Below are 25,786 nucleotides of genomic sequence, written 5' to 3' on the forward strand. Positions count from 1 at the left end.
AGCGACAGCAGCAATGCGACCGCTGCGGGCATGGCAGCGCCGGGCGCTGACCAAGTACCTGGCCGCCAAGCCGCAGGACTTCCTCGCCGTCGCGACGCCGGGAGCGGGCAAGACGACCTTCGGGCTCCGCGTGGCCGCCGAGCTGCTGGCCGACCGGACCATCGAGACCATCACGATCGTCACGCCCACCGAGCACCTCAAGCACCAGTGGGCGAAGGCCGCCGCCGAGCAGGGCATCCACATCGACTCGAACTTCCGCAACACCAACGCGATGACCTCCCGCGACTACCACGGTGTGGCCGTGACGTACGCGCAGGTCGCCGCCCACCCGACGTTGCACCGGGTGCGCACGGAGAACCGCAAGACGCTCGTGCTGCTCGACGAGGTGCATCACGGTGGTGATGCCAAGTCGTGGGGTGAAGCGATCCGCGAGGCGTTCACGCCCGCGGTCCGCCGTCTCTGCCTCACCGGCACCCCGTTCCGCTCGGACGACTCGCCGATCCCCTTTGTGCAGTACGAAGAGAGCAACGGCGGTTTCAAGACCTCCAAGGCCGACCACACGTACGGCTACTCCGACGCGTTGAACGACGGCGTCGTCCGGCCTGTGCTGTTCCTGGCGTACTCGGGCGAGGCGTCGTGGCGGACCAGTGCGGGGGAGGAGTTCACCGCGCGCCTGGGCGAACCGTTGACTCAGGAGCAGACCGCGCGGGCGTGGCGCACGGCCCTCGACCCGGCCGGCGACTGGATGGCGTCCGTGCTGCGCGCCGCCGACCAACGGCTCACGCAGAAGCGCGAGAACGGCATCCCGGACGCGGGCGGTCTGGTGATCGCGACCGACCAGGAGACCGCGAAGGCCTACGCGCAGGTGCTGTTGCGGGTGACGGGCCAGATCGCGACGGTCGTGTTGTCCGACGACCCGAAGGCGTCCGGCAAGATCGCCGAGTTCGCCGCCACGAACGAACGCTGGATGATCGCCGTCCGGATGGTGTCCGAAGGCGTCGACGTGCCGCGGCTCGCGGTCGGCGTGTACGCCACGTCGTCGTCGACGCCGCTGTTCTTCGCCCAGGCCGTCGGCCGCTTCGTGCGCAACCGCAAGCCCGGCGAGACGGCGTCCGTCTTCCTGCCCTCGGTGCCGGTGCTGCTGCAGCTCGCCTCCGAGCTGGAGGCCGAGCGCGATCACGTCCTGGGCAAGCCGCACCGCGAGAAGGACGGCTGGGACGACGAGCTGCTGGCCGCCGCGAACCAGGCCAACGACGAGCCGGGCGAGGACGAACGCGCCTTCACCGCCTTGGGCACCACCGCCGAGCTCGACCAGGTGATCTTCGACGGCGCGTCGTTCGGCACGCCGACGTTCGCGGGCTCCGACGAGGAGCAGGAGTACCTCGGCCTGCCCGGCCTGCTCGAACCGGACCAGGTGCGCACCCTGCTGATGCAACGCCAGGAGGAGCAACTCGCCTCCGCCGCCCGGCGGCCCAAGCCGGAGGCGGCGGTGCGGGAGGCACGACCGGTCGGCGTGCAGGAACGCCTCGCCTCACTGCGCAAAGAGCTGAACACGCTCGTGGCTATGCACCACCACCGCACGAAGAAACCGCACGGCAAGATTCACAACCAGCTGCGCGAATACTGCGGCGGGCCGCCAACGGCGATGGCCACCATCGACCAGCTCGAGGAACGCATCGCCACCCTCCGCTCCTGGTAGCGGGCAATATCCGATATCCGATATATCAGCTGCGGACCGCCGCGAGGGCGATCGTGCTGAACGGCATGACGAACTCGCCGCCCTGTGCGTCGATCGCGACGCGCACGGCGTCGAGCACGGCGGTCCGCTGGTCCGCGGTGAGCGCGGCGACCGGACTCATGGTGGGCAGCAGCGCGACGTAGTCGGCGGTCGAGTAGCCGTGCTCCCAGTCGGCTCTCCACCGCGCTGGTTCGGCGAAGGCGCCGGAGCGCTGGAAGCCGTCGGTGGATCGGGCCAGGAGCGCCGCGTAGCTCTCCCGGGCCTCTTCAGGCGTGATGCCGAACCGCAACGGTATGTCGGGCGCCGCGTGCCGGTAGGCGTCGATGAAGGCACGCGCGATGGGCTCCGGCGCCGCGAACACGTGCCACAGCGCCACGAACAGCCCGCCGGACCGCAGCGCCCGTGCCGCCTGGCGCGGCCCGGCGTCGGGGTCGACCCAGTGCCACGACTGCCCGGCGACGACGGCGTCGAACTCACGTCCGGCCGGGTCCCAGGTCTCGAAGGCCGAGACCTCGACGTCGAGTCCGGTCTGCCGGGCGAACGCGGCCATGCGCTCGTCGGGTTCGACGCCGAGCGTCGCGCAGCCGGCGGTCCGGAGCTGGCGGGACAGGATGCCGGTGCCGCAGCCGACGTCGACCGCGCGCAGGCCAGGGCGGGCGATGCGGTTGATCAGCGCGTCGGGGTAGGGCGGCCGGGTCCGGTCGTAGCGGGCCGCTTCGGCGCCGAAAGATCGGGCGAGCTTCTGGACGACCTCGGGTGTCCACTGGGGCGTTCCGTCGGGTTCCTCGCCTAGAGTGGGCATGTGCCCACCATAGTGGGCGGGCGCCCACCTGGCGAGGAGACGACACAGTGCCGACCGGGGTGCACCTGCGTGACGTGCGGGAGCAGTTGTTCGGCGCCGCCGAGCGCCTGCTGATGACGGGTGGGCCGAGTGCGCTCACCAGCCGGGCGGTCACGACCGAGGCCGGCGTGGCCAAGGGGGTGCTGCACCGGCACTTCGACGACTTCGACGCGTTCCTCGCGGACTTCGTGGTCGACCGCGCGACCAGGATGGACGCTCAGGCGCGGGCGCTGACCGGCAAGGCGGGGACCGGCGACGTCGCGGAGAACCTCGCGGAGGCGATCACCGCCGTCTTCGGCTCGGTCGCGGTCGCCGTCGTCGCCCTCGTGACCTTCCGCGACGACCTCCGCAGGCGGCTCCGGGAGACCTGGCCCGCCGGCGTTCCCGTGCTGACCGAGGCCGTCGTCATGATCGAGGGCTACCTCGCGGCGGAACAGCGGCTCGGTCGCATCCAGAACGTCGACGTCGAGTTCGTCGCACCCATGCTCATCGGCGCCGGGCATCTGCTGTTCGCGGACCGCGACACGCCACCGCCCGCGGGCGCCGTGCGCAGGATGACCGGGACCGTCCTGGGGCAGAAGCACTGATATCCAATATATCGGGCTGAAATGCAGTAGCGCCGTGGTTACGCTCTCACGACACTGGGTAACCAGATTTCGTCAGGGTTACCGCATCGTTGCGACTTAATCGATTCAGTGTGGTTCCGGTCACGCATATCTGGGGCATACGTTGTGCGCCACAACATTCTCTGTGACACAGCGCAGTGAAAGGGATGGCGGATGCGCAGCAAGAGCCTCGCTTCCATCGCCGTTGCCGCGGGCCTGGCCCTGGCAGTTTCGGCGTGTGGCGCCAACACGTCCTCCGGTGGAGGAAGCACGAACACGAACTCTGGCAGCAGCGGGGGCGCAAAGGTCGGCGTGATCCTTCCTGAGACCGCCACCTCCGCTCGCTGGGAGGGCTTTGACAAGCCGCTCCTCGAGGCCGCCTTGAAGAAGGAAGGGCTCGACCCCGACATTCAGAACGCGCAGGGCGACGTCCAGAAGTTCAGCACCCTGGCCGACGGCATGATCAACGCCGGCGTCAAGGTCCTGATCATCGCGACCCCCAACAGCGAGGTCGGCGCGTCCGTCGCCAAGAAGGCGCAGGCGCAGGGCATTCAGGTCATCGACTACGACCGCCTGAACCTCGGTGGCTCCTCGTCCTACTACGTGTCGTTCGACAACACGAAGGTCGGCGAGCTGCAGGGTCAGGGCATGGCCGACGCTCTGAAGGCTGCTCCGCAGGGCGCCAACGTCATCGAGATCGAGGGCGCGCCGACGGACAACAACGCCACTCTCTTCACGGCGGGCCAGAAGAAGGTCCTGCAGCCGCTCTACGACTCCGGCAAGCTCAAGCTGGTCCAGTCCCAGGCGATCGAGGGCTGGGACAACCAGAAGGGTGGCCAGGTCTTCGAGCAGATCCTGACCAGCAACGGCAACAAGGTCGACGGCGTCGTCGCCGCGAACGACGGCCTCGCCGGCGCCGTGATCACGGTGCTGAAGAAGGTCGGCCTGAACGGCAAGGTCCCGGTCACCGGTCAGGACGCCACCCCGGACGGCCTGCAGGCCGTGCTGCGCGGCGACCAGTACATGACCGTCTTCAAGCCGATCAAGGACGAGGCCGAGGCCGCTGCCAAGCTGGCCGCCGCTCTCGCCAAGGGCGACACCGCCGGCGCCGACGCCCTGGCGTCCGGCTCGACGGATGACGGCAAGGCCAACCGCAAGGTGAAGTCCGTGCTGCTGTCCGCTCAGCTGATCACCAAGGACAAGGTCAAGAGCGTCGTCGACGCGGGCTTCGTGAAGGCTGCGGAGATCTGCGTGGCCGACACCCAGGCCGCCTGCACCGAGCTCGGCATCAAGTAGGACCGCTTGCGTCGAGGCGGGGTGCGGAACCTGCGCACCCCGCTTCGGCGCGTGGTAACACGGAGGAACCCCAGTGAGCGAGCCGATTCTCGAGCTGCGCGGCATCAACAAGAGCTTCGGTCCCGTGCACGTCCTGCACGACATCGACCTCACCGTCCAACCGGGCGAGGTCACCGCCCTCGTCGGCGACAACGGCGCGGGCAAGTCGACGCTGGTCAAGTGCATCGCGGGCATCCACCCGACGGACTCGGGTGACGTCCTGTTCGAGGGCCAGCCGGTGCACATCAAGGGCCCGCGCGAGGCCGCGGAGCTCGGGATCGAGGTCGTCTACCAGGACCTCGCGCTGGCCGACAACCTCGACATCGTCCAGAACATGTTCCTCGGCCGTGAGCGCACCAAGGGTGGCCTGCTCGACGAGACGGACATGGAGCAGGCGGCGCGCAAGACACTTGCGTCGCTGTCCGTGCGCACGGTCAAGTCGGTGCGCACGCAGGTCGCGTCGCTGTCCGGTGGTCAGCGCCAGACCGTGGCGATCGCCAAGGCCGTGCTGTGGAACAGCAAGGTCGTGCTGCTCGACGAGCCCACCGCCGCACTCGGCGTCGCCCAGACCCGGCAGGTGCTCGACCTGGTCCGCCGGCTCGCGGAGCAGGGTCTGGGAGTCGTGCTGATCAGCCACAACATGAACGACGTCTTCGAGGTCGCCGACAAGATCGCGTGCCTCTACCTCGGCCGGATGGCCGCCGTCGTGTCGTCCAAGGACGTCACGCACGGCCAGGTCGTCGAGCTGATCACCGCCGGACGTTCCGGTGACCTGGGCATCGCCCGCCCCGAGGCGGCGACGATCTGATGAGTTCCGAAGAGGACAGCATGACCAACACCACCGAGACGCCCTCGCAGGACACCCCGGCGGCGGGCGCGATCTCCGACTTCGGCATCGACACGACGTCCCAGTCCACGGGCGAGGCGGTGCGCGACTACTGGGCCAGGGTCCGCGGTGGTGAGCTCGGCTCACTGCCCGCGTTGCTCGGCCTGATCGTGCTGCTCATCGTGTTCAGCTCGTTGTCCGACACGTTCTTCACCCTCGGCAACCTCGCCAACCTGCTCCAGCAGGGCGCCAGCATCACCATCATCGCGATGGGCCTGGTGTTCGTGCTGCTGCTCGGCGAGATCGACCTGTCCGCCGGTACCGCGTCCGGTGTGACCGCGTCGGTCATGGCACTGGACCTGATCAACGGCGGCAACCTGCTCGGCGGCATGGGAGACGGGGTCTTCTACGTCTTCTGCGGCTGGCTGATCCTCGCCATCGTGCTCTCGGTGCTGATGCGGGTGTGGGTCGGTGCCGCGATGTCGCTCATCGCGTTGCTCATCGCCGTGCTCGGCGTGCCCGCGAACGCCTGGATCGGGATGCTGCTGGCGGTCTGCGTCGGCACGTCCATCGGCTGCATCACGGGTTACCTGGTCGCGAAGGTCGGCATCCCGTCGTTCGTCGTGACCCTGGCGCTGTTCCTCGTGTGGAGCGGTGTGGTGCTGCAGTTCATCGGTCAGGGCGGCACGCTCGGCCTGCGTGACGACACGATCTTCAACGTCGCCAACGGCAACCTCAACTCCGCCGGATCGTGGGCCCTGTGCGTGCTGGCTGTCGGCGGTTACGCGGCGGTCCTGCTCAACCGGCACTTCACCCGGCTGCGCAAGGGACTCGTGGCCCAGCCGACGGCACTCGTGCTGGCCAAGATCGGGTGCCTGGCCCTGCTCGCCGCGGTCGTCACGTTCGCGCTGACGCAGAACCGGTCGCCCAGCGACCTCGTGGTGATCGCCGGTGTGCCGTACGTCGTGCCGCTGGTGCTCGTGCTGCTGGTGATCGGCACGTTCGTGCTCGACCGCACCAGCTACGGGCGCCACATCTACGCGGTCGGCGGCAACAAGGAAGCCGCGCGCCGGGCCGGTGTCAACGTCGAGAAGATCAGGATGAGCGTCTTCTTGATCGCGTCCTCCGCGGCCGCGATCGGCGCCATCGTCTACTCGTCCAAGGTCGGCTCGGTCGACCCGAACGCCGGTGGTGGCAACACCCTGCTGATGTCGGTCGGTGCGGCCGTCATCGGTGGCACGTCGCTGTTCGGCGGCAAGGGCCGGCTGCGTGACGCCGTCATCGGTGGTGCGGTGCTCGCGGTCATCGCGAACGGCATGGGCCTGCTCAAGCAGCCGGCCGCAGTTGTGTTCATGGTGACCGGTCTGGTCCTGCTGCTCGCCGCGAGCGTCGACGCGTTGTCCCGCCGCCGGGCGGCCACCGCGGTTCGATGACGAGGTGACTGGACCCACGTCCGGCACTCGTCCCGACGAGATCCGCAGGCACAACAGGACGGCGCTGCTGCGCCGCCTGCACATCGACGGACCGTCCACCAGGGCGTCGCTCGCGGCTGAGCTCGGGCTCAACCGCAGCACGATCAAGGCTCTGGTGGACGGCCTCGCCGAAGCCGGTGTGGTCGCCGAACGGGTGCCCGCTCTGCGCAGCGGAGCGGGCCGCCCGTCGCTTCTCGTCCTGCCCCAGCCGCACGCCGCGGTCGTCGTCGCGATCGACGTGCGGGTGGAGCAGGTGGCGATGGGGTTCGTCGGCCTCGGTGGAGAGGTCCTCGGGCGGGACAGCTGGAACCTGCATCACCGGACGCGTGATCCGGCGGAGGTCATCACGCACATCGTCGAGTCGGCGCGCCTCATGGCCGACGAACTCGACGTCACCGCGGTCGGGGTCGGCGTGTCGGTGCCCGGAGTGGTCCGGCGTTCGGACGGCCAGGTGCACGAGGCACCGAACCTGCACTGGACGGGCGTGGCGCTGGGCAAGCGGCTGGAGGCCGTGCTCAAACTGCCGGTCCAGGTCGGCAACGACGCGGAACTCGGCGCGCTCGCCGAACACGTGCGCGGCGCGGCCCGTGCGTCCTCGGACATGGTCTACATCTCCGCGGACGTCGGTGTCGGCGGCGGCGTGATCCTGTCCGGGCAGCCGTTGCGCGGCTCCGGCGGCTATGTCGGGGAACTCGGGCACATGGTGGTCAACCCGCGTGGTGGCCGCCGGTGCTACTGCGGCTGTGACGGCTGCTGGGAGACCGAGGTCGGCGAGCCGGCGCTGTGCCGGGCGCTCGGGTTGCCCGAGGACGCCCCGCGCGGCGCCGTCGTGGCGGCACTGCGGGCGCTGGAAGACCCGTCGGTGCTGGACGAGTTCGCGGACTGGCTCGCGCTGGGCCTGGCGAACATCGTCAACGTGCTCGGCCCGGAACTGGTCGTGCTGGGCGACCTCTACACCGCGCTGCCGATGTCGGTCGTGGACAACGTGAGCACCGTCGTGCAGCGGCGGAGCCTGGTCTCGCGCGCGGTCGGCGGCACCCAGATCGTGACCTCGCCGCTGGGCAGGGACGCGAAGCTGATCGGCGCGGCCGAGCTCGCCTTCGAGCCGGTTCTCGACGCCCTCTAGAAGCCCCCGAAAGCGAAGGGGGCGGAGATCCCAGAAGGATCTCCGCCCCGTGCGGCTAGGTGGGGTGGAAGTCAGCCCTGCTGAATTTCAGCAGCGAGCTCGCGCAGCTTCTCGCTGTGTGCGCGGGAGTGGTGCCCGCAGAACAGCAGCTCGCCCCCGGACGGGAGAACGGCGCGAACCTGGGCAGCAGCCCCGCAGCGGTCGCAGCGGTCGGCAGCGGTCAACTCGGGGCGGGTGAGTGCTGCAGTCATGATGGATCTCCCTCCGTCCCAGCACCGATACGAAGTGTTTCGGTGCCCTCTTACCAAGCTGCGACCACAGCGCCCCTGGCCGGTGCGCGGTGCTCGCTGCCTCCACTCTGACAGACGTTTTGGCGATAGTCAGTGTTCCCGTGTGCGTGGCGACTCGCGTCACTACTCGATTTACCCAGATGCAGGAGGTTCACACCTGCATTTGCCACCGGTTCACCGTCTTGACACGTACCCAGAGCAACTGGAAACACGCTGGTGGAGCAGCGAATTCGGTCCGTTCGGTCGGTTGCGTGCGACCGGGAGTGTGATATCGGTTGCGCTTGTCCGCCCGCAGCGAACAGGTCACGAACGTCCCACAATTCGGACGCGGAACCGTGATCAAAATCCCGGTCGCACTGATCAACTGAGGCGATCAGCTCGCAAGGGCCGCGCTGATCGCACGGGCGGCGTGCCCCACCGCTTCACGCAGTGCGGTGGCGCTGCGGCCGCTGTCCAGCACCGCGGACACCGTGCCGATGACGCTGCTGGACGGCGTGCGGACCGGAGCGCTGACGAACTCCATGCCCGCCGGCACCGTGGCACCCGGCCGCAGCCGGGCCACGTCCTCGGCGCGCACGATGCTCGCCGCGGCGACGAGCACCCGGTCACGCCGGGGCACCGCGAGGATCGTCGACGTCCGGATCGTCGCGGACAGCGCGCGCAGCGGCTGCCGGGCGACCCGCAGGATGCCGGGGGCAGGTTCCCAGGCCTGCCCGAATCGGAACATCTGCGCGCCGATGCGGTAGCGGCCGCGCACGTTCTCGACCGCGCCGAGCACCTCCATCTGGTCCAGAAGGCGGTGCACCGTCGTCTTCGGCATCTCGCAGCGGTCGGCGAGTTGCGTGAGCCCGAGCTCACCCTCGTCCATCAGCTTGTCCAGCAGCGAGAAAGCCCCTTCGAGTACTGACCTGCCCATGATTCCTGCCCCCTCGTTCCGGTGTCCGGAACTGCCCCTGTGCACCCCTCTGGCACAGCCACACACTGATGCTGTCGCGGATGCATAGGCGGCACATGAGTACATGGGTACTCATCTTTCGCATGCGTTCGATCACTGCAGGTCACGGCGTGAGCATGGGTAAACCTGGTCATACCGCCGGGGCTCGGGGGAACGCACCCAAAAAGAAAGATCCCCGCACCGAACCGGTGCGGGGATCTCTGCGTATACCCAGGAAAGGACTAGTCGAGGTAGTCGCGCAGGACCTGCGAGCGCGACGGGTGGCGCAGCTTCGACATCGTCTTGGACTCGATCTGGCGGATGCGCTCACGCGTGACGCCGTAGACCTGGCCGATCTCGTCCAACGTGCGCGGCTGGCCGTCGGTGAGGCCGAAGCGCAACCGGACGACGCCTGCCTCGCGCTCGGACAGCGTCGCGAGCACGGACTGCAGCTGGTCCTGCAGCAACGTGAACGAGACGGCGTCGACCGCGACGACGGCCTCGGAGTCCTCGATGAAGTCGCCGAGCTGGCTGTCGCCCTCGTCGCCGATCGTCTGGTCCAGCGAGATGGGCTCACGCGCGTACTGCTGGATCTCCAGCACCTTCTCGGGCGTGATGTCCATTTCCTTGGCGAGCTCCTCCGGGGTGGGCTCGCGGCCCAGGTCCTGGAGCAGTTCGCGCTGGATGCGACCGAGCTTGTTGATGACCTCGACCATGTGCACCGGGATGCGGATGGTGCGGGCCTGGTCGGCCATCGCGCGGGTGATCGCCTGCCGGATCCACCAGGTGGCGTACGTGGAGAACTTGTAGCCCTTGGTGTAGTCGAACTTCTCGACGGCGCGGATCAGACCCAGGTTGCCCTCCTGGATCAGGTCCAGGAACGCCATGCCGCGGCCGGTGTAGCGCTTGGCCAGCGACACGACGAGGCGCAGGTTCGCCTCGAGCAGGTGGTTCTTGGCGCGCTCGCCGTCACGGACGATCCAGCGCAGGTCGCGGCGCAGCTGAGGAGTGAGCTTCTCGGTCTCCTCCTCGGAGCGGCGCACGCGCTCGGCGGCGTAGAGACCCGCCTCGATGCGCTTGGCGAGCTCGACCTCTTCCTCGGCGTTGAGGAGGGCGACCTTGCCGATCTGCTTCAGGTAGGCCCGGACGGAGTCGGCCGAAGCGGTGAGCTCCGCGTCCTTGCGCGCCTGGCGCAGGGCCTCGGACTCCTCCTCGTCCCAGACGAAGTCGCCCTCGTTCTTGGGGTCCTCCGCCGCCGTCTCCGGCTCGTCCACCACCGGCTCGTCGACGATCTCGACGTCTTCGACCAAGTCCTCGGCGCCGGGAGCGCCTTCCATGTCCTCCGGCTCGTCGCCGTCGGCCTTCTTGGTCGCGCCCTTCGCGGCAGGATCGGCCTTGCCGGCCGGCTTGCGCGGGGTCTTGGCGCCGGCGGCCTTGGCGGCGGCGGGCTTCTTCGCTGCCGCAGCGGTCGTCTTGCGCTTCGGCTTCTCCTCGGCCTCGCCGGCCGCGGTCGCCTTGGTCGTGTTGGCGGCGCTCGCGGCGGAGCTGGAGCGTCGGGTTGCGGTTTCTGCGGCTGCCACGTACGCCCTTTCGCGACGGTCGTTCAAGGCAAACCAGAGGGCGCGAAACCTCGGTCGCCAGAGTTCAGGGGATCTCCCCGCCGATCTTGCTTGGCGGGTGTGTGTTCCATTGTAACGACGTCGGTGACGCGGTGTTGCGCCCCGAGGTCCTTCGGGGCGCTCCCACCTGCGTTCTCGCAGCTAGATCGAGCAAGGAGCGTCGGACACGTTTCGGTGTCGAATGGTCGCTACGGCCTGATTCCGTGTGCCGCGGCCCACGCCGCGCCGACGATCCCCGCGTCGTTCTTCAGTGCCGCCGCAACTACTTCGGTCCGGACCTCGAGCAAAGGCAACCACTTCTGCGCCTTCTTGCTCACGCCGCCGCCGGCGATCACCAGATCGGGCCAGATGAGGTCTTCGAGGACGTTGATGTAGCGCGTCACCCTGGGCGTCCACTCCTCCCAGGACAGGCCCTTCTCCTCCTTCACCGACGCGGCCGCGCGGGTCTCCGCGTCGTGCCCGTCGACCTGGAGGTGGCCGAACTCGGTGTTCGGGACGAGCTTGCCGTCGAGGAACACCGCGCTGCCGATACCCGTGCCGAACGTCAGGAGCACCACGGTCCCGTCCCTGCCGACGCCCGCGCCGAACGACATCTCGGCGATGCCGGCCGCGTCCGCGTCGTTCATCACGACGATGTCCTCTGGCCTGCGCTTGAGGCGGTCCGCGAAGAGCTGGGCGGCGTCGCAGTTGATCCAGCCCTTGTCCACGTTCGCGGCGCTGAGAGCGACACCGTGCTTGACCACGCACGGCAGAGTGATGCCGACCGGACCCTCCCACTGGAACTTCTCGACGATCTCGGCGACGACCTCCGCCACCGCCTCCGGCGTCGAGGGCTGGGGCGTGGGGATCCGCATGCGCTCGCCGTCCAGTGCTCCTGCTTCGAGGTCGACCAGGCCGCCCTTGACGCCGGAGCCGCCGATGTCCACACCGAACCCGCGGGTGATGCCCATCCCCGTGGTCCTTCCTACTCGATCCTGCTGGCTTCGATTCAGTAACCGTGGTGCGCAGACATTAGCCTGACGTTGCCCGATAGTCCCGTGCTAGTGACGCAGGAGGGAACCGGTCGTGTTCGATCCCCGGCCACTCGTTGACATCGCTACGGCCATCGGACGGGAAGCGGGTGCTCTTGTTCAGCGAATGCGTGCCGAAGCGGTGGTCTCCTTCGACACGAAGAGCACCTCGACGGACGTGGTGACGGCCGCCGACCGCGCCTCAGAACAACTCGTCCGGACGCGTCTGTCCGAGTTGCGTCCTGGTGAGCCGGTGCTCGGCGAGGAGGAGGGCGGCGCTGTCGTCGAGGGTCTGACCTGGGTCGTGGACCCCATCGACGGCACCGTCAACTACCTCTACGGCATCCCCTGGTACTCGGTCTCGATCGCCGCGCAGCTCGACGGGGTGTCGGTCGCGGGGGCCGTGGTGGAGCCCGCGACCGGGCGGGTGTGGACCGCGGCCCGCGGGTGCGGCGCCTTCCTGGACGGCACGCCGCTGCGGGTGTCCGCGACCACGGACCTGTCGCTGTCGCTGCTGGGTTACGGCTTCGCGTACCGGCCGGAGCGCCGCCAGCGCCAGGCCGACGCGTGGGCCGGGATGGCGACGCGGGTGCGTGACCTGCGCCGGGCCGGTGCCGCCTCGCTCGACCTCTGCTCGGTGGCCGCCGGTCGGCTCGACGCCTACGCCGAGCACGCGCTGGGCCGGTGGGACTGGGCGGCCGGCGGGTTGATCGCGGAGGAGGCCGGTGCGGTGGTGCGGCTGCCGGGGTCGTCGCCGGAGCTGGGGGAGGACGCCACGTTCGCGGCCGCGCCCGGTATCGCCGACGCCCTGTACGCCGCGCTCGTCGAGTCGGGCTTCGGCAAGGTCTGACCTGCACTGTCAACGTCCGGATCAACATTGATCGCGCCTTGTCAACATTGATTCGCGCCGGTCAACGTTGACGGGGTCAGTCAACATTGACGAGGCGCGGTCAACGTTGACTGGCGCGCTGTGCACGTTGACCGAGGCTGTGCACGTTGACGAGGTGCGATCAACGTTGATCGAGGCTGTGCACGTTGATCCGGCCTGTACATGTTGATCGGACGCGTCAATGTTGACCAGGCGCCGTCAATGTTGATTCGAGGTTGATTCGAGTCGTCCACGTTGACGCGGCATGAGTCCAGTCAACGTGGACAGCACGGTGACGACGAGCACGCGTTGATCGGTGACGTAGCAGACGAGACAAGCGGCGGCGATCAGCCACCGAGGGTGAACTGGACCAAAGTCAGCAGGTCACGTCGCGCGCAGCGGTGAGGTTGTCCGCGTTCAGCGTCGGTGCGGTGGCCGCCGCGACCTGGCCGCCCTGCTGCTCCGGCTGCTGCTCGGCCCACTCCTTGAGCTGGTCGAGCACCTTGCGGGCGTCGCTGTTCGGCTTGACCTCGTCGAACTTCTTGCCCACCGCTACGTCGACCGTGGCGTCCTGCCGGTCGTCGCGCACCAGTTCCAGGCACGGCTCGAGCAGGGACAACGTCCTGGCCGCCTGCGCGCCGGGGGCGCCGAAGCGCAGCTGGCCGCGGCAGCCCATGTCGCCCGCCGGATAGATCGGGTCGTTGCCGGGGTCGGCCGCCTGCTTCAGGCCGAGCTCGGTGAACATCGTCGCCACGGCCTTCGCGTGGTTGCGCTGCGTCGAGGCGTTGACCACGCGGAAGTTCACGTCGCCGACCGGCAGCGGGTTCGTGCGGTCGAGCGCGTCGTGCTCCAGCACGGTGCCCAGGACAGGGGGAGGCGCCGTCGAGGAGGCTGCCGCCGGGTCGGCGGTGCTGGTCGCGTGGCCAGGCGCGTTGCACCGGATGGCCGCGTCCACGTCGCTCGCGCCGCCGAGCACCTTCACCCACACGAACACGGAGCTGACCAGCAGCACCGCGAACAGGACGAGCGCGGGCGCGGGCCGACGCCGCTTGTAGGGCGTCAAACTTCCCGATGCGGGTCCCACGTCCGAAGCCCTCCCCGTGTTCCGTCCCCTGTGATCAGCCTAGGCCCTGCCCGGCTGTCGCGCGCCCTGACGGGCGTGACCCAAATGCCTCGTCCTGATAGCTCACAGTCAGGACGTACCGGCCCTGCGCCAGGTTGCACGCCGGTGCGCACGTGCTCCCGCACAGGGTATCGGTCCAGCGTAGAAAGGTTGTGTCACCCGTCCGGTCGGTAAGGGGTAACCCGATGCCGCGTCACTCGGACAATGAGCTACCCTCTGCGCGCTCCGCACACATGTGGATCAAGCCGACGGTCACGTCAAGGGGGTTGGCTTGCTACTTGAGTGTGAGAGACCTACGTCACCTTGACGTGGGGCACAAAAGAGGTCGCTGGAGCGTTAACCAGCGACACGAACAGTCTCCGTAGACCGCAGGGGTGAAGAAGATGGCGACCGACTACGACGCGCCGCGTCGCAGCGAGGCGGACGAACTCGCTGAGGACTCCCTCGAGGAGTTGAAAGCCCGGCGGAACGAGACGCAGTCCGGCGTCGTCGACGTCGACGAGGACGCGAGCGCGGAGAACTTCGAGCTGCCCGGTGCCGACCTTTCCGGCGAGGAGCTCACGTTCAAGGTCCTGCCCAAGCAGGCCGACGAGTTCACGTGCTCGAAGTGCTTCCTGGTGCACCACCGCAGCAGGCTCGCCGAGGACAACGGCGGCACGTACATCTGCCGCGACTGCGCCTGACAGACGTTCCGCAAACCAGTCCGCCGATAACACTGGGCGCTCACCCGCACGGGTGGCGCCCAGTTGTGTCTTTCGAGCCTGGTTTCAGGCCTTGATCGCCGCGATGAGCTCTTCCGGGCGGCGGGTGCTGATCACCCAGTAGGGCGTCGGGTCCTCCGGGTCGGTCACCCGCACCCGCACGAGCGGCTTGACCCAGCCGCGGTGCACGACGAACGCCGCCGGGTCCAGCTGCGGGCCCATGGCCTTGCGCCGGTCCTCGGGGGCGATGATCTCCGCGTCGCCGAGCAGCGCCAGCGGGATGTGCGCGTCGCCCGCCCGCAGCTCACCGTCGGCGACCTCGACCTTCGTCGAGCCCATCCGCACGATCAGCACGATCATCAGCGGCAGCAGGATCACGTACGGCAGCCACGACCGCACGCCTGGGAAGCCCATGTGCACCTCGGCGGCCAGCAGCGCGGTGGCCAGCAATGGCAGCGGCCAGATCCACCACGTCACGTACAGGCGCTCGCGGAAGGTCGTAGTGGCGGTCACGGCAGTCTCACTCACGTCGTCAGGGTAATCTCGCCCGCCGTGTCCAGCGTCGAGGTGTTGCTGACCCGGCTCGATCCGGGGGTTCCCGTGCCCGCCTACGCCCGTGCGGGGGACGCGGGCGCCGATCTGGTCACCACATCGGACGTGGTCATTCCACCAGGTGAGCGCGCCGTGGTCGGCACCGGTGTCGCCATCGCGCTGCCCGCGGGGTATGCCGGGTTCGTGCACCCCCGTTCCGGACTGGCCGCGCGGGTCGGGCTGAGCGTGGTCAACACGCCCGGCACGATCGACTCCGGCTACCGCGGTGAGATCCGCGTTTGCCTCGTGAACCATGATCTCCGTGAGCCGATCGTGCTGTCGCGCGGCGACCGGATCGCCCAGCTCGTCGTGCAACGCGTCGAGCAGGCGGTGTTCCGCGAGGTGACCGCGTTGCCGGAGACGGAACGCGGTGCGGGAGGCTACGGCTCGACCGGCGGGCACGTGGTGCTCGCCAGCTCAGCGCTAACAGAGACCGAGGGGTAAGGGATGTTCGGAAGGCGCCGCAAGCGCGGTCGTCACTCCGCGGGGGCGGTCGACGCCGGCCCGGAGCACGACGAGGTCTTCGACGACGTCGACGGTCCGTGGGACTCGGCCGAGGCGCCCCGTGACGGCGTGGAGCGGCTCGACCTGGGATCGGTGCAGCTGCCGATGCCGGACGAGGCCCAGTTGCAGGTCGAGATGGACCAGCAGAACGGTTCCGTGCGCGCGGTGCACGTCCTCACGTCCGTTGGGCAGCTGACGGTGAGCGCGTTCGCCGCGCCGAAGTCGGGTGGCCTCTGGAAGGAGGTCGGCGCCGAGCTGGTCGTCGGCCTCAAGGAGGACGGCGCCCGCATCAACCGCGAGAACGGCGAGTGGGGCGAGGAGATCACCGCGCGCAACCAGGGCGTGCAGATCCTCTTCGTCGGCGTCGACGGCCCGCGCTGGATGCTGCGCGGCGTCGCGGCCGGCCCCGAGGAGCACTTCGAGCAGAACTCGGAGGCGCTGCGGCAGATGCTGCGCGGCACCGTGGTCGTGCGCGGCGAGCAGCCGATGCCGCCCCGCACCCCGCTGCCCGTCGAGCTGCCGGAGGCGATCGCCCGCCACATCCAGCAGCAGCAGGACTAACCGGCCTGCTGCCACGCCTGCACCGCACGCCCCAGCGCGTGCGGGTAGGCGTCCAGCGTGGTCGTCGTCAGGACGGCCCGCGGCATCGCCGCTGCCCACGCCTGCGCGACGGCGATCGGGTGCACCGGGTCGTCGGTGCACCCGACGATTCCCGTTGGCACGTCGAGCGTGCTGAGCTCGTCGAGCGTCGGCGCCGCCGATTCGGACGCCTCTTCGAGGTGGGGGACCAGCAGGTCGCCGTAGCCGTGCCAGGCGCGCTTGAGCTCGTCGTGCAGCCAGCCCGTCGTGCCGGCGAGAGCCGCGTCGATGCCTTGCTCCGCAACGATCTGCGCGCTGGCACTGGCCGCGAGGGCGGCGGGCGCGCCGTCCGGGGCGCCGGTCCAGGCGGGCAGGGCGAGCACGAGGCCCGCGCACCTGTCGGGATTCCGCACCGCCCACCGCGCCGCGACGTGCGCTCCAAGTGAGACACCTCCCACCACGATCGGGTGGCCTCTCCAGGCACTGTCGAGAGCCGTCAACCGTTCACTGAGCATGCGCACGCGTGGAGCGTCCAAAACGGCCCCGACCTGCGACAACGGTTCGGTGAAGACAGAACGGACAAAAACCTCGTCCGAGGCGGTTCCGGGCAGCAGGAGGACGGTCTCGGCAGGCACACCCGAGATTGTCGGTCTTCGTGCGTACCCTCACTGTCAGACGGTCCACACCACGGGGCCACCAGAGCACTGCAGGAGTCGGGGATGAGCGGCTATTGGCGCCGCTTGGTTCATCGCTTGACCAGCGATGCAGCCGAGCTCGACGCAGACGACCTGTCGCGAAAAGCGGAGGCCGTCGGCGCGGTGAAGGCCTGCGACTGCAAGTCCGGTGAGGAGGTCACGGTCCTCGGCCGGCTCCGCAGCGTCGAGCTCTGTCCCAGGGACGCGGCCGCCACGCTGGAAGCCGAGCTCTACGACGGGACCGAGGGCGTCACCCTCGTCTGGCTCGGCCGCCGTCGCATCGCGGGTATCGAGCCTGGTCGGACGATCAAGGCCCGTGGCCGCATCGCCGTGCGCGACGGGCGCAAGGTGCTCTACAACCCCTACTACGAGTTGCAGAACGCTTCATGACCTCAGCTGAGACTGAAAAACAGCCCACTGTCCTAGAGCAGATGGGCGGCGTGAGCGGAATGCTCTACTCGTCGCTGCCCGTCGTCGTCTTCGTGCTCGTCAACTTCGCGTTCAAGAACCTGATGGCCTCGATCATCAGCGCCCTCGCGGCGGCCATCGTGATCGGCGTGGTGCTGGCGGTCCGCAAGGGCACGATCCAGCCCGCGATCTCCGCCGTGTTCGGCGTGGGCATCGCCGCGTTCATCGCCTACAAGACAGGCGAGGCCAAGGGCTTCTTCCTGTTCGGCATATGGCAGAGCGTCGTCTACGGCAGCGCGTTCCTGCTGTCGGTCATCGTTCGCTGGCCGCTCGCCGGCGTGATCTGGACGTTCCTCAACGGCCGCGATCGCTCCTGGCGTGACGACAAGGCCTCGGTCCGCGACTACGACATCGCCACCTTCGTGTGGGCCCTGGTGTTCTTCGCCCGGTTCGTCGTGCAGCGCTGGCTCTACGACGAGGACCAGGTCGGCTGGCTGGCCGTGGCGCGTCTCGCCATGGGCTACCCGCTGATGGCCATCGCGCTGCTCGCCACGGTGTGGGCGGTCCGCCGCGCGGACAAGCGGCTGAAGGCGGCCGAGGAGGCCGCAGCGGCCAAGATGACCGAGGAAGAGGTGCTGGCCCGCACGGCCGACGACCTGCTGACCCCGGACATGGACGAGCTCAAGCGCGTGGTGGAGACCGAGTCACGCGACAAGTCCCACGACTGATCACCGCACTTCCCACGGCCGGCGCCTGACACAGGTGCCGGCCGTGCGCATTACCGGGTAACCGCCGTCAGGACGGCCCGAGCACGGTCCGCAGCTCGTCGCGCCCCGTCACCCCGAGAACGCCGTAGATCGCGTGCAGGTGGTTGTCCACCGTGCGTTTGGACGTGTGCAGCTTCTCCGCGATCTGCTGGTTGGTGAGCCCGGACGTGGCGAGCCGGGCCACCTCGACCTGGCGGCGGGTCAGGTGGGTCAGGCCGTCCGCCCGCAGCGCCGGCGTGCGGACGGTGTCGAAGTCGCGCATCAGCAGAGCCTGGCGGGCGGAGGCCTGCGAGGCCGCCCTGGCGTTGTCCTGCGCCCGGTGCAGGCGCGCGGCGGAGGCGAGAGCCTCTGCGGCGAAGAGAGTCGCACCCAGCTGCAGGAAATCGGTCGCCACGGCCTCCAGGACAGTCGGTGAGGCGTGCGCGAGAGCGGTCGCGTGTGCCGCGTAGGCCGACGTCAACGGGTCGTCCATCGTGGACGTGAGGGCCGCCAGGCGCAGAGACGTGTCCACGCCGAAACGGGCGGCGTCGTGCAACGCCCACGCCTCGAGGCTGTGCACGCCCAACTCGGCGGAGGTGTCGGCGGCGGTCATGGCGGCCTTCGCCGCGCCGCGGACGTCTCCGGCGCCGGCCAGCACCCAGGCGCGGCCCAGCAGGACCGAGCCGCCGGTGATCCGCCACGCGGGGCGCTGGGCCTTCTCGGCACGGGCCAGGGCTTCGTCGGCCAGGGCGGTGTCGCCGATGAGGGCGGCGCAGGCGGCCAGGTCGGACAGGATGATCGTGTCGTAGATGAGCGGGGTGTCCGGGCTGCCCGGCGCGCCCTCGCGAGCCAGGCGCACCGCCTGGGCGCCATGCCCGCGCATGCGGGCGCAGAACGAGCGCACGCTGTAGAAGGACGTCCCCGCGAAGGTCCAGCGATGGTCGTCGACCTGGGTGTCCTGGACGGTCAGCGCCAACTGCTCGGCCTCGGCGAGCCGGCCGCTGAACGCCAGCGCGTAGCACCGCATCCGCTGAGCGCCGTTGTGCAGAAGGGGCGCGTCGTCGCTCAACGCCAGCACTGTCGGCTCGTAGCGGGCGATCTCCTCCTCGACCTCCCGGAAACGGCCGGCGTGCAGGTACGACAGCGCCCTGTTCTGTTGCAGGTAGACGGACATGTGCGGCGCCACGGGCTGGAACGTGGCCTCCAGCACCTCGGCGACGTGCCGGTGCTGGGCCTCGATCGCGTTCCGCACGACTGTCAGCCAATCCCGCAGCTCCTGGGGAAGCCCCGGCACGTCGATGTGATCCAGCAGCGCGGCCGCCGTCTCCACCTCGCCGAGACCGAAGTAGAGGTTCATGGACCTGGCGGCGCCGAGCCGCGCGCGATCGGCCGGTGACAGCGGGCTCGCCATGACTTCCGCCAGCGCGGCCTCCGCCTCGTCCGGGGCGCGGCCGTACATCAGCACCTGGCCGAACACGTGCCCGACCTGCCCCAGACCGCCCGCGTCGACGGCGGCACGGCACAGGCGTTCCGCGAGCGTCGCGTCCCGCGCGGCCCAGGCCTGCGTGGCCGCCGCGGCGAGCAGGTCCAGCGAGATGGGTGAGCCGCCGTCCAGCCGCCACGTCGCGATGCGCATCAGGTCTTCGCGGCGACGGGCGCCCGTCGCCTCCAGTGCGGCGGCAAGCGCGCGTTGGTGCGACTGCGCGCGCAACAAAGGACAAGTCGCCCGAAGCAGACTCCCGTACAACGGATGCCCGAGCCGCACGACGGTTCGGCGCCCTGACGACTCGACCCGGATCAACGCGCGCGTTTCGAGGTCGTCCAGCGCCTCCTCGTGCACGAGCGACGCCAGCAGGTCCAGCTCGACCGGTTCGGAGTAGGCGAGCATCTCCAGCGCGCGCCGGTGCGACGGTTCCAGCCTGCCCAGGTTCTCCTGCACCAGCTCGCCGAGCCGCCCGCCGAGCTCGATCGCGCCGTGCCACGACCAGATCCCGTCGACCTCGCACAGCGACCCCATCGCACGCCCGGACACGACGAGTTCCCTGAGGTACAACGGATTTCCCGCGCTGCCCGCGAACAACCACGACGACGAACGCGAGTCGACCGGCCCGTCCAGGGCGCGTTCCAGCAGCTCGTCGGACTCCGCGCGGGACAGGTCACCGAGCGGGTAGCGCTGCAGCAGCCCCTCCTGCCACAGCTCGGCACGTTCACCCGGCCGTGAGGTGACCAGCACGCGCGCGTGCCCGTGCCGGATCACGTGATGCAGCAACCCGATCGACGCGTCATCGAGCAGATGCGCGTCGTCGACGACGATCGCGAGCGGCTGCGGTTCGGCGAGAAGATGCTCGACGGCGCGACCCAGCGGGTTCGCGGTGCGCATGTCCGCGGGCAGCATCGCGGCCATCGCCCCGAACGGGATCGCCGACGTCGCCACGGTCGCGTAGCAGCGCCGCACGGTGCACCCGGCCTGCTCCAGCAGTGTCACGACCTCGTCCGCGAGCCGGGTCTTGCCCACACCGGCGGGGCCGACGAGCGCCGCGCCCTTCCCGGTCGGCTCGGTGAGCGCGGACATCACATCGCCGAGCTCTCGCACCCTGCCCACGAACGGCCACACAACGCGCAGTGTGCCGAAGTCCGGGTCGGTCGCGCATATCGTTTTGTGCGGGTCCGAAAAGGATGGGCACGAAAGGGTGCCCATCAGCTCTGCCCGAACAGTGCCCGCAACCCGCCACGTCCCGTCACGCCCACCGCCGCGTACGTCGTGTGCAGATGGTTGTCGACCGTGCGTTTGGCGATCGCCAGCCGTTCGGCGATCTCCACGTTCGTAAGCCCTGCCACGGCCAGACGCGCGATCTCCAGCTGACGCGGGGTCAACGCGGCGAGGGTGCTCGTCACCACCAGACCGGGTGTCGTGGCGCCGTCGAACGACTCCGCGAGCGCCGACGCCTCCCGTTCCAGCCGGTCCGCGTCACGGGGCCGGTCGAGCAACCGGGAGAGCCTGCTGGCCTCCGCGAGCGCCTCGGCCGCGTACAACGTCGCCCCGCACGCCATGAACGCCTCCGCCACCTCCTCCAGCCCCGCTGAGTCACGCAACGCGCGCGCTTGAGCGTGTGAGGCGTACGCGGTCGTCAGCGGATCCTTGCGCGTTTTCGCGAGCTCCAGCAGCCGCGGCGAGGTGTCCGCTCCGAACCGGGCCGCGTCGTGCAGCGACACGATCTCCTCGGAGTGCGCGCCGTGTGCCCGTGCGGCGGTGGCGTTGTCCAAAGCGGCCTGCATCGCCTCGTTCACACGTCCGGCGCCCGCGAGCACCCACGACCGTGCGGCACCGACGGCGAACCGCGCGATACGCCACGCGGGCCGCAGCCCGGCCTCGGCCCTGGCCAGCGCCCGTTCGGCACGGTCGGACTGCCCCAGCAGCGCGGCACCCGCCGCGAACTCGGCGAGCAGCAGCACGTCCCACATCATCGCCAGCTGCCCGCCCGACTCCGGGACGCCCTCCGCGGTGATCCGCACGGCCGCGGCCGCCTGCCCGCGCAGCCGGGCGCTCTGGCTCAGCAGCACCCGCGGTGGCACCTGGGTGACCGACCAGCGGTCCTCCTCGATCACCTCGGCCAGCGCCTGCGCCGCCCGCGTCTCGGCACCCGAGAGGTCACCGGTGCGCAGGGTGCTCTCGTTCCGCACGCCGTTCGCCGCGTTCATCAGCGACGGGAACCGGCCCGCCGTCGCCATGACCGCCTCGTGGTTGGCCTCGACGCGGGCGATGGCCTCGGTGTAGCGGCCGGCGAACTGATCGGCGAACGCCAGCAGCTGCCGCCCGGCGGTCTCCGCCCAGCCGCCCTCGGCGATCAGCAGCTCGCCGCCGAGCCGCGCGATCCGCAGCGGCGCGGCCTCCAGCGCGAACGTCAGCGCGAAGAACAGCACCGCGTGCTCCAGCTCCGGCGGCAGCTCCTGCTCGGTGACCTCGTCCAGCACCGCGACCGCGGCGTCCTCGTCGCCGAGGCCGAAGAACAGGTTGAACGCGCGCGTGCAGCCCACCTGGATCACGGTGATCATGTCGCCGCCCGCCGCCATGGTCTCGGCGAGCACTTCCTCGGCCTGCGCGCACTGCCGCTGGTACATCAGCACGAGCCCGAGCACGAGCCCCACGCGTGATGTGGCTCCACGTGCCACTGCGGCGCGCGAGAGCCGTTCCGCGAGCTCCCAGTCCTGGGCGGACAGCGCCTGTTCGGCGGCCCGCGCGAGCACGTCCGGCGACTCGGCCGTGCCGCTGTCCAGCCGCCACGTCGCGACCCGGACCGCGTCACCAGGCCGGTCCGCGCCGCCTGTCTCCAGCCGGTCGGCCAGGGCTCTTCGGTGCGCTCTGGCTCTCAACGTCGGGCACGTCGCCCGCAGGCGCGCGCTGTAGAGCGGATGCGCGACGCGCGCGCGTCCGTCGTCACCGATGCGCACGAACCCCATGTCCACGAGGTCCTGCGGGATCGGCATCAGCTCCGGTTCGAGCGGCTCGCCGTACGCGAGCAGTTCGAGCGCCCGCCGCTGCGGGTCGGCGAGGCGGCCGAGCGTCAGGTCGACGAGCTCGGCCAGCCGCCCGGACAGCTCCAGCGGCCCGCTCCAGTTCCAGCCGCCCTCGCGTTCGGCGAGCGCGCCCGAGTGCAGGCCGGCGGCGACGAGTTCCTTGAGGTACAACGGGTTTCCCTGGCTGTTCGCCCACACCAGGTGCCGCGTCGAGGCGTCGGCCGGCCCGCCGAGAGCCGTCGCGAGCAAGGTGTCCGCGCGCTCCTGGTCGAGCGAGTCGACGTGGACGACGGTCAGCCCCGCCAGGCCCCAGCCCAGCCGCGCCGTGCAGATGACCCGCGTCAGCTTGTGGCGCACAACGTGCTGCAACACCGCCAGCGACGTGTCGTCGAGCAGATGGGCGTCGTCGATCGACAGCACCCGGCGTCCACCGCGGGCGAGGTGCTCGGCGGCGGCCCGCACCGACGCGGCGGGCAGCAGACCGGGTCCCGGCGCGCCGGCCGGAAGATCCGTGGGCACGTGGGACGCGAACGCCCCGAGTGGGATCCGTGAGGTGGCGACCGTGGCGTAGCACCGCACCACCGGGTGCGGCACGGCGGCGAGTGCCTCCGCGGCCAGGCGTGTCTTGCCGACGCCCGGCGGACCGGACAGCAGCACGGTTCCGTCCGCGGCCAGCGCCCGCAGGGCGGCTCGCAGCTCTCCTTCGCGCCCGACCAGGGGCAGCTGATCGCTCACAGCTGGTAAGTGCTCGCTTCCGTTGTGCAGATACCCAAGTTGAGCATGCTCATGCTCATGACGACGACTCGCGACCCTCCCAGGATGTCCTCAGTGCCGACATCCGGCACGAAAAAGGGGGAGTCATGAGGAAGAAGGCAGCGATCTTCGCGGTGCTCGCACTGATCGCGGGGACCGTGTTCACCTCGTCGGCGGGGGCGGCCGAGGAAGGCGTCGAGATCAGGTCGTGGCACAACCAGCGATGCCTCAGCGTGGCGCATTTCAACGCGGGCGACGGTGCGTCGGTGCACATGTACGACTGCAATGGTGCCTCGACCCAGAAGTGGGTCTGGGACCGCGGACGCCTGCGCAGCGTCTTCAGCAACAAGTGCCTGGTCCCGTCGATCGGCAACGGCGACAACGGCGCCAGCCTGAGCATGTACACCTGCGACTTCAGCGGCACCGGCGGCGCGCAGGTCTACTACCGGTCCGGGCAGGCGGGGGAGGAAGGCCGGATCAGGACGTTGATCAGCCCCAACCGGTGCATCGAGATCTCGGGCGCCAACTGGTGGCAGGGCGCGAGCGTGCAGCTGTGGGACTGCGCGGGCGGCAATCACCAGCGCTGGAATTCCTGACGGCTGTATCAGGCCACCCGCGGCGAGCGTCAGGAGCGCATGAAACCTTTCGTGCGCAAGATCGCGCTCCTGGCCTCGCTCGCCCTCGTCTCGGGCGGCCTGCTCGTCGGCACGTCGGCCTCGGCGGGCGCGCAGACGGGGGCCTACGTCCAGTCGAAGTTCAACGGCCGGTGCATGACCGCCGCCACCGGCCAGAACGGCGCCGGCGTCATCATGGTCGACTGCCAGAACGCCCCGACCCAGCGCTGGTACTGGGACGGGCTGCGGCTGCGCAACGCCGACGGCGGCAGATGCCTCACCGCCGCCTGGGGCAACGGTGACAACGGCGCCCAGCTGCAGCTGTTCGACTGCGACCCGAACAGGCCCGGCCACCAGACGTTCTACCGGCCGGCCTCGCACGACTACGAGATCGGCCGGATCCGGATCTGGATGACGGGGTACCGGTGCGTGGACATCTCCGCCGCCAACTGGTGGAACGGCGCGGCGGTGCAGCTGTACGACTGCCACGACGGCTTCAACCAGAAGTGGTGGGTCTAGTAGCCCAGCGCGGTCTTGATGTCCTGCTCGACGGCGGCGGTCGTGACGAACAGCAGCTCGTCGCCGCCCTCGAGCGTGTCCTCCGGCTGCGGCACGATGACCCGCCCGCCGCGCAGGATCGTCACCAGCGCGGCGTCGCGGGGCAGCAGCAGCTCGGACACGGCACGGCCCGCGAACGGCGTCGCCTCGTCGAGCGTGATCTCCACGAGGTTCGCCTGCCCCTGCCGCAACGTCATCAGCCGCACCACGTCGCCGATCGTCACGGACTCCTCGACCATCGCGGCGAGGAGCCGTGGCGTCGACACGGCCACGTCGACACCCCACGACTCGGTGAAGAGCCACTCGTTTGTGGGGTCGTTCACGCGCGCGATGACACGACGGACCGCGAACTCGGTCTTCGCCAGCAACGACACGACGAGGTTGACCTTGTCGTCACCGGTCGCGGCGATCACGACATCGCACAGCTGCATGCCGGCGTCCTCCAGAGAGGACAGTTCGCAGGCATCGGCCTGCACCCACTCGGCCTGCTCGACGGAGTTGGGGTCGAAGTGCGCCCGGTCGCGTTCGATCAGCATGACCTGGTGCCCGTCGGACACGAGCTCCTGCGCGATCGACCGCCCCACCGCGCCCGCACCAGCGATAGCGACCCGCATCAGCTCTCCTCCGGTGCCTGCAGCGCCGCCGCCGCGACGTCGGTGATCGTGCCGGACAGCGCCGCCACGTAGATGGTGTCGTCGGCCTGCACGACGGTCTTGGCGTCGGGCAGCACGCCCGTGCCGAACCGCATCAGGAACGCCACGCGGGCGCCGACGGAGGCCTCGAGCTCGAAGACGGGGCGGCCGACCCACGCCTCGTCGACCTCGATCGGCAGCACCGCGACGGTGCCGGACGGGTCGCGCCACGCGGTCGCGGCGCCCTCGGGCAGCAGCATCCGCAGGAACCGGTCCGTGCTCCACGGCACAGTCGCCACGGTCGGGATTCCCAGCCGCTCGTACACGGCGGCACGCTTGTGGTCGTAGATCCGCGCCACGACGTGTTCGACGCCGAACGTCTCGCGGGCGACCCGCGCCGAGATGATGTTCGAGTTGTCGCCGCTGGAGACCGCCGCGAAGGCGCCCGCGCGCTCGACCCCGGCCTCGACCAGCACGTTCTTGTCGAAACCGTTCCCGATCACCTGCTGACCGTGGAAGTCGCTGCCCAGCCTGCGGAACGACTGGGGGTCCTTGTCGATCACGGCGACCTGGTGGTCGAGTCGTTCGAGGGCCCTGGCCAGGGAGGCACCCACCCGGCCACAACCCATGATCACCACGTGCACGACATGCCTCCTCAGGCGAACTCTCCGCAGAACCTACCGAGCATTAGCCCGTCCCGGTG

Annotated in this window: 26 protein-coding genes; 14 read left to right on the top strand and 12 right to left on the bottom strand. The window is 69.7% G+C overall.

Annotated elements, in window-relative coordinates:
- The first annotated feature begins 13 nt into the window (after positions 1-13).
- Entirely contained in the window at positions 14-1,699 is a 1,686-nt protein-coding gene (locus tag ACIA8G_RS33950) for a DEAD/DEAH box helicase (RefSeq protein ID WP_396422851.1), read from the top strand.
- Positions 1,700-1,724: 25 nt separating this feature from the next.
- On the opposite strand, the gene ACIA8G_RS33955 is transcribed toward ACIA8G_RS33950, so the two are convergent.
- Entirely contained in the window at positions 1,725-2,540 is an 816-nt protein-coding gene (locus ACIA8G_RS33955) for a class I SAM-dependent methyltransferase (RefSeq protein ID WP_396422802.1), read from the bottom strand.
- Between the two features lie 47 nt (positions 2,541-2,587).
- On the opposite strand from ACIA8G_RS33955, the gene ACIA8G_RS33960 reads away from it, so the two are divergent.
- The 5 genes from ACIA8G_RS33960 to ACIA8G_RS33980 all read left to right on the top strand — a co-directional run bounded on the left by ACIA8G_RS33960 (position 2,588) and on the right by ACIA8G_RS33980 (position 7,943).
- Positions 2,588-3,166, top strand: a complete 579-nt coding sequence (locus ACIA8G_RS33960) for a TetR/AcrR family transcriptional regulator (RefSeq protein WP_396422803.1) — start codon at positions 2,588-2,590, stop codon at positions 3,164-3,166.
- A 192-nt stretch (positions 3,167-3,358) separates the two neighbouring features.
- Positions 3,359-4,480, top strand: coding sequence for a sugar ABC transporter substrate-binding protein (locus tag ACIA8G_RS33965; RefSeq protein WP_396422804.1), 1,122 nt, complete (start codon positions 3,359-3,361; stop codon positions 4,478-4,480).
- Between the two features lie 73 nt (positions 4,481-4,553).
- Entirely contained in the window at positions 4,554-5,327 is a 774-nt protein-coding gene (locus ACIA8G_RS33970; RefSeq protein ID WP_396422806.1) for an ATP-binding cassette domain-containing protein, read from the top strand.
- A gap of 20 nt (positions 5,328-5,347) precedes the next feature.
- Positions 5,348-6,778, top strand: coding sequence for a sugar ABC transporter permease (locus ACIA8G_RS33975; RefSeq protein ID WP_396422807.1), 1,431 nt, complete (start codon positions 5,348-5,350; stop codon positions 6,776-6,778).
- 4 nt (positions 6,779-6,782) lie between these two features.
- Positions 6,783-7,943 carry an ROK family protein gene (locus ACIA8G_RS33980; RefSeq protein WP_396422808.1) on the top strand — a complete coding sequence of 387 codons (1,161 nt, stop codon included), beginning with the start codon at positions 6,783-6,785 and terminating at the stop codon, positions 7,941-7,943.
- A 71-nt stretch (positions 7,944-8,014) separates the two neighbouring features.
- On the opposite strand, the gene ACIA8G_RS33985 is transcribed toward ACIA8G_RS33980, so the two are convergent.
- From ACIA8G_RS33985 to ppgK, 4 genes are all read right to left on the bottom strand, one after another.
- Positions 8,015-8,194, bottom strand: a complete 180-nt coding sequence (locus tag ACIA8G_RS33985) for a hypothetical protein (RefSeq protein ID WP_030464836.1) — start codon at positions 8,192-8,194, stop codon at positions 8,015-8,017.
- Between the two features lie 412 nt (positions 8,195-8,606).
- Positions 8,607-9,149, bottom strand: a complete 543-nt coding sequence (locus ACIA8G_RS33990) for a helix-turn-helix domain-containing protein (protein WP_396422809.1) — start codon at positions 9,147-9,149, stop codon at positions 8,607-8,609.
- A 260-nt stretch (positions 9,150-9,409) separates the two neighbouring features.
- Positions 9,410-10,747, bottom strand: a complete 1,338-nt coding sequence (locus ACIA8G_RS33995) for an RNA polymerase sigma factor (protein WP_396422810.1) — start codon at positions 10,745-10,747, stop codon at positions 9,410-9,412.
- A 227-nt stretch (positions 10,748-10,974) separates the two neighbouring features.
- On the bottom strand, positions 10,975-11,736 hold the full coding sequence (ppgK, locus tag ACIA8G_RS34000) for a polyphosphate--glucose phosphotransferase (protein ID WP_396422811.1): 762 nt from the start codon (positions 11,734-11,736) through the stop codon (positions 10,975-10,977).
- 115 nt (positions 11,737-11,851) lie between these two features.
- On the opposite strand from ppgK, the gene ACIA8G_RS34005 reads away from it, so the two are divergent.
- Complete coding sequence (locus ACIA8G_RS34005) at positions 11,852-12,646, top strand: inositol monophosphatase family protein (protein ID WP_396422812.1); 795 nt, start codon at positions 11,852-11,854, stop codon at positions 12,644-12,646.
- 394 nt (positions 12,647-13,040) lie between these two features.
- On the opposite strand, the gene cei is transcribed toward ACIA8G_RS34005, so the two are convergent.
- A complete protein-coding gene (gene cei, locus ACIA8G_RS34010) occupies positions 13,041-13,748 on the bottom strand; it encodes an envelope integrity protein Cei (RefSeq protein WP_396422813.1) in 708 nt (235 codons plus the stop codon).
- Between the two features lie 422 nt (positions 13,749-14,170).
- Between cei and ACIA8G_RS34015 the strand changes: the two genes are divergently transcribed.
- Complete coding sequence (locus tag ACIA8G_RS34015; protein WP_030474775.1) at positions 14,171-14,470, top strand: DUF4193 domain-containing protein; 300 nt, start codon at positions 14,171-14,173, stop codon at positions 14,468-14,470.
- 84 nt (positions 14,471-14,554) lie between these two features.
- Here ACIA8G_RS34015 and ACIA8G_RS34020 read toward each other — a convergent pair whose 3' ends face one another.
- A complete protein-coding gene (locus tag ACIA8G_RS34020; RefSeq protein ID WP_396422814.1) occupies positions 14,555-15,016 on the bottom strand; it encodes a DUF3093 domain-containing protein in 462 nt (153 codons plus the stop codon).
- Positions 15,017-15,040: 24 nt separating this feature from the next.
- Between ACIA8G_RS34020 and dut the strand changes: the two genes are divergently transcribed.
- The gene (gene dut / locus ACIA8G_RS34025) at positions 15,041-15,523 is read left to right on the top strand and encodes a dUTP diphosphatase (RefSeq protein WP_396422815.1); all 483 of its coding nucleotides are present in this window, start codon (positions 15,041-15,043) and stop codon (positions 15,521-15,523) included.
- A 3-nt stretch (positions 15,524-15,526) separates the two neighbouring features.
- On the top strand, positions 15,527-16,144 hold the full coding sequence (locus ACIA8G_RS34030; protein ID WP_396422816.1) for a DUF3710 domain-containing protein: 618 nt from the start codon (positions 15,527-15,529) through the stop codon (positions 16,142-16,144).
- On the opposite strand, the gene ACIA8G_RS34035 is transcribed toward ACIA8G_RS34030, so the two are convergent.
- The gene (locus tag ACIA8G_RS34035) at positions 16,141-16,797 is read right to left on the bottom strand and encodes an alpha/beta fold hydrolase (RefSeq protein WP_396422817.1); all 657 of its coding nucleotides are present in this window, start codon (positions 16,795-16,797) and stop codon (positions 16,141-16,143) included. The two genes, ACIA8G_RS34030 and ACIA8G_RS34035, sit on opposite strands and share 4 nt — an antisense overlap.
- Before the next feature lie 84 nt (positions 16,798-16,881).
- Here ACIA8G_RS34035 and ACIA8G_RS34040 point away from each other — a divergent pair, with 84 nt between their 5' ends.
- Complete coding sequence (locus ACIA8G_RS34040) at positions 16,882-17,247, top strand: OB-fold nucleic acid binding domain-containing protein (RefSeq protein WP_396422818.1); 366 nt, start codon at positions 16,882-16,884, stop codon at positions 17,245-17,247.
- A 41-nt stretch (positions 17,248-17,288) separates the two neighbouring features.
- Positions 17,289-17,993: a DUF3159 domain-containing protein gene (locus tag ACIA8G_RS34045; RefSeq protein WP_396422819.1), complete on the top strand. Its 705-nt coding sequence runs from the start codon at positions 17,289-17,291 to the stop codon at positions 17,991-17,993.
- A gap of 67 nt (positions 17,994-18,060) precedes the next feature.
- On the opposite strand, the gene ACIA8G_RS34050 is transcribed toward ACIA8G_RS34045, so the two are convergent.
- Both ACIA8G_RS34050 and ACIA8G_RS34055 read right to left on the bottom strand, forming a co-directional pair.
- On the bottom strand, positions 18,061-20,625 hold the full coding sequence (locus ACIA8G_RS34050) for a LuxR C-terminal-related transcriptional regulator (RefSeq protein ID WP_396422820.1): 2,565 nt from the start codon (positions 20,623-20,625) through the stop codon (positions 18,061-18,063).
- Between the two features lie 83 nt (positions 20,626-20,708).
- Positions 20,709-23,261 (bottom strand): AAA family ATPase, encoded by a 2,553-nt coding sequence (locus tag ACIA8G_RS34055; RefSeq protein ID WP_396422821.1) that lies wholly within the window; start codon positions 23,259-23,261, stop codon positions 20,709-20,711.
- Positions 23,262-23,386: 125 nt separating this feature from the next.
- Between ACIA8G_RS34055 and ACIA8G_RS34060 the strand changes: the two genes are divergently transcribed.
- A complete protein-coding gene (locus tag ACIA8G_RS34060) occupies positions 23,387-23,875 on the top strand; it encodes an RICIN domain-containing protein (protein WP_396422822.1) in 489 nt (162 codons plus the stop codon).
- Between the two features lie 39 nt (positions 23,876-23,914).
- Positions 23,915-24,412 (top strand): RICIN domain-containing protein, encoded by a 498-nt coding sequence (locus ACIA8G_RS34065; protein ID WP_396422823.1) that lies wholly within the window; start codon positions 23,915-23,917, stop codon positions 24,410-24,412.
- On the opposite strand, the gene ACIA8G_RS34070 is transcribed toward ACIA8G_RS34065, so the two are convergent.
- Positions 24,409-25,065, bottom strand: coding sequence for a potassium channel family protein (locus tag ACIA8G_RS34070; protein ID WP_396422824.1), 657 nt, complete (start codon positions 25,063-25,065; stop codon positions 24,409-24,411). The two genes, ACIA8G_RS34065 and ACIA8G_RS34070, sit on opposite strands and share 4 nt — an antisense overlap.
- A complete protein-coding gene (locus tag ACIA8G_RS34075; protein ID WP_396422825.1) occupies positions 25,065-25,727 on the bottom strand; it encodes a potassium channel family protein in 663 nt (220 codons plus the stop codon). Before ACIA8G_RS34075 ends, ACIA8G_RS34070 begins: the two co-directional genes overlap by 1 nt.
- Positions 25,728-25,786: the final 59 nt, after the last annotated feature.

Source organism: Lentzea sp. NPDC051213, from assembly GCF_044455585.1.
Taxonomy (GTDB): Bacteria; Actinomycetota; Actinomycetes; order Mycobacteriales; family Pseudonocardiaceae; genus Lentzea.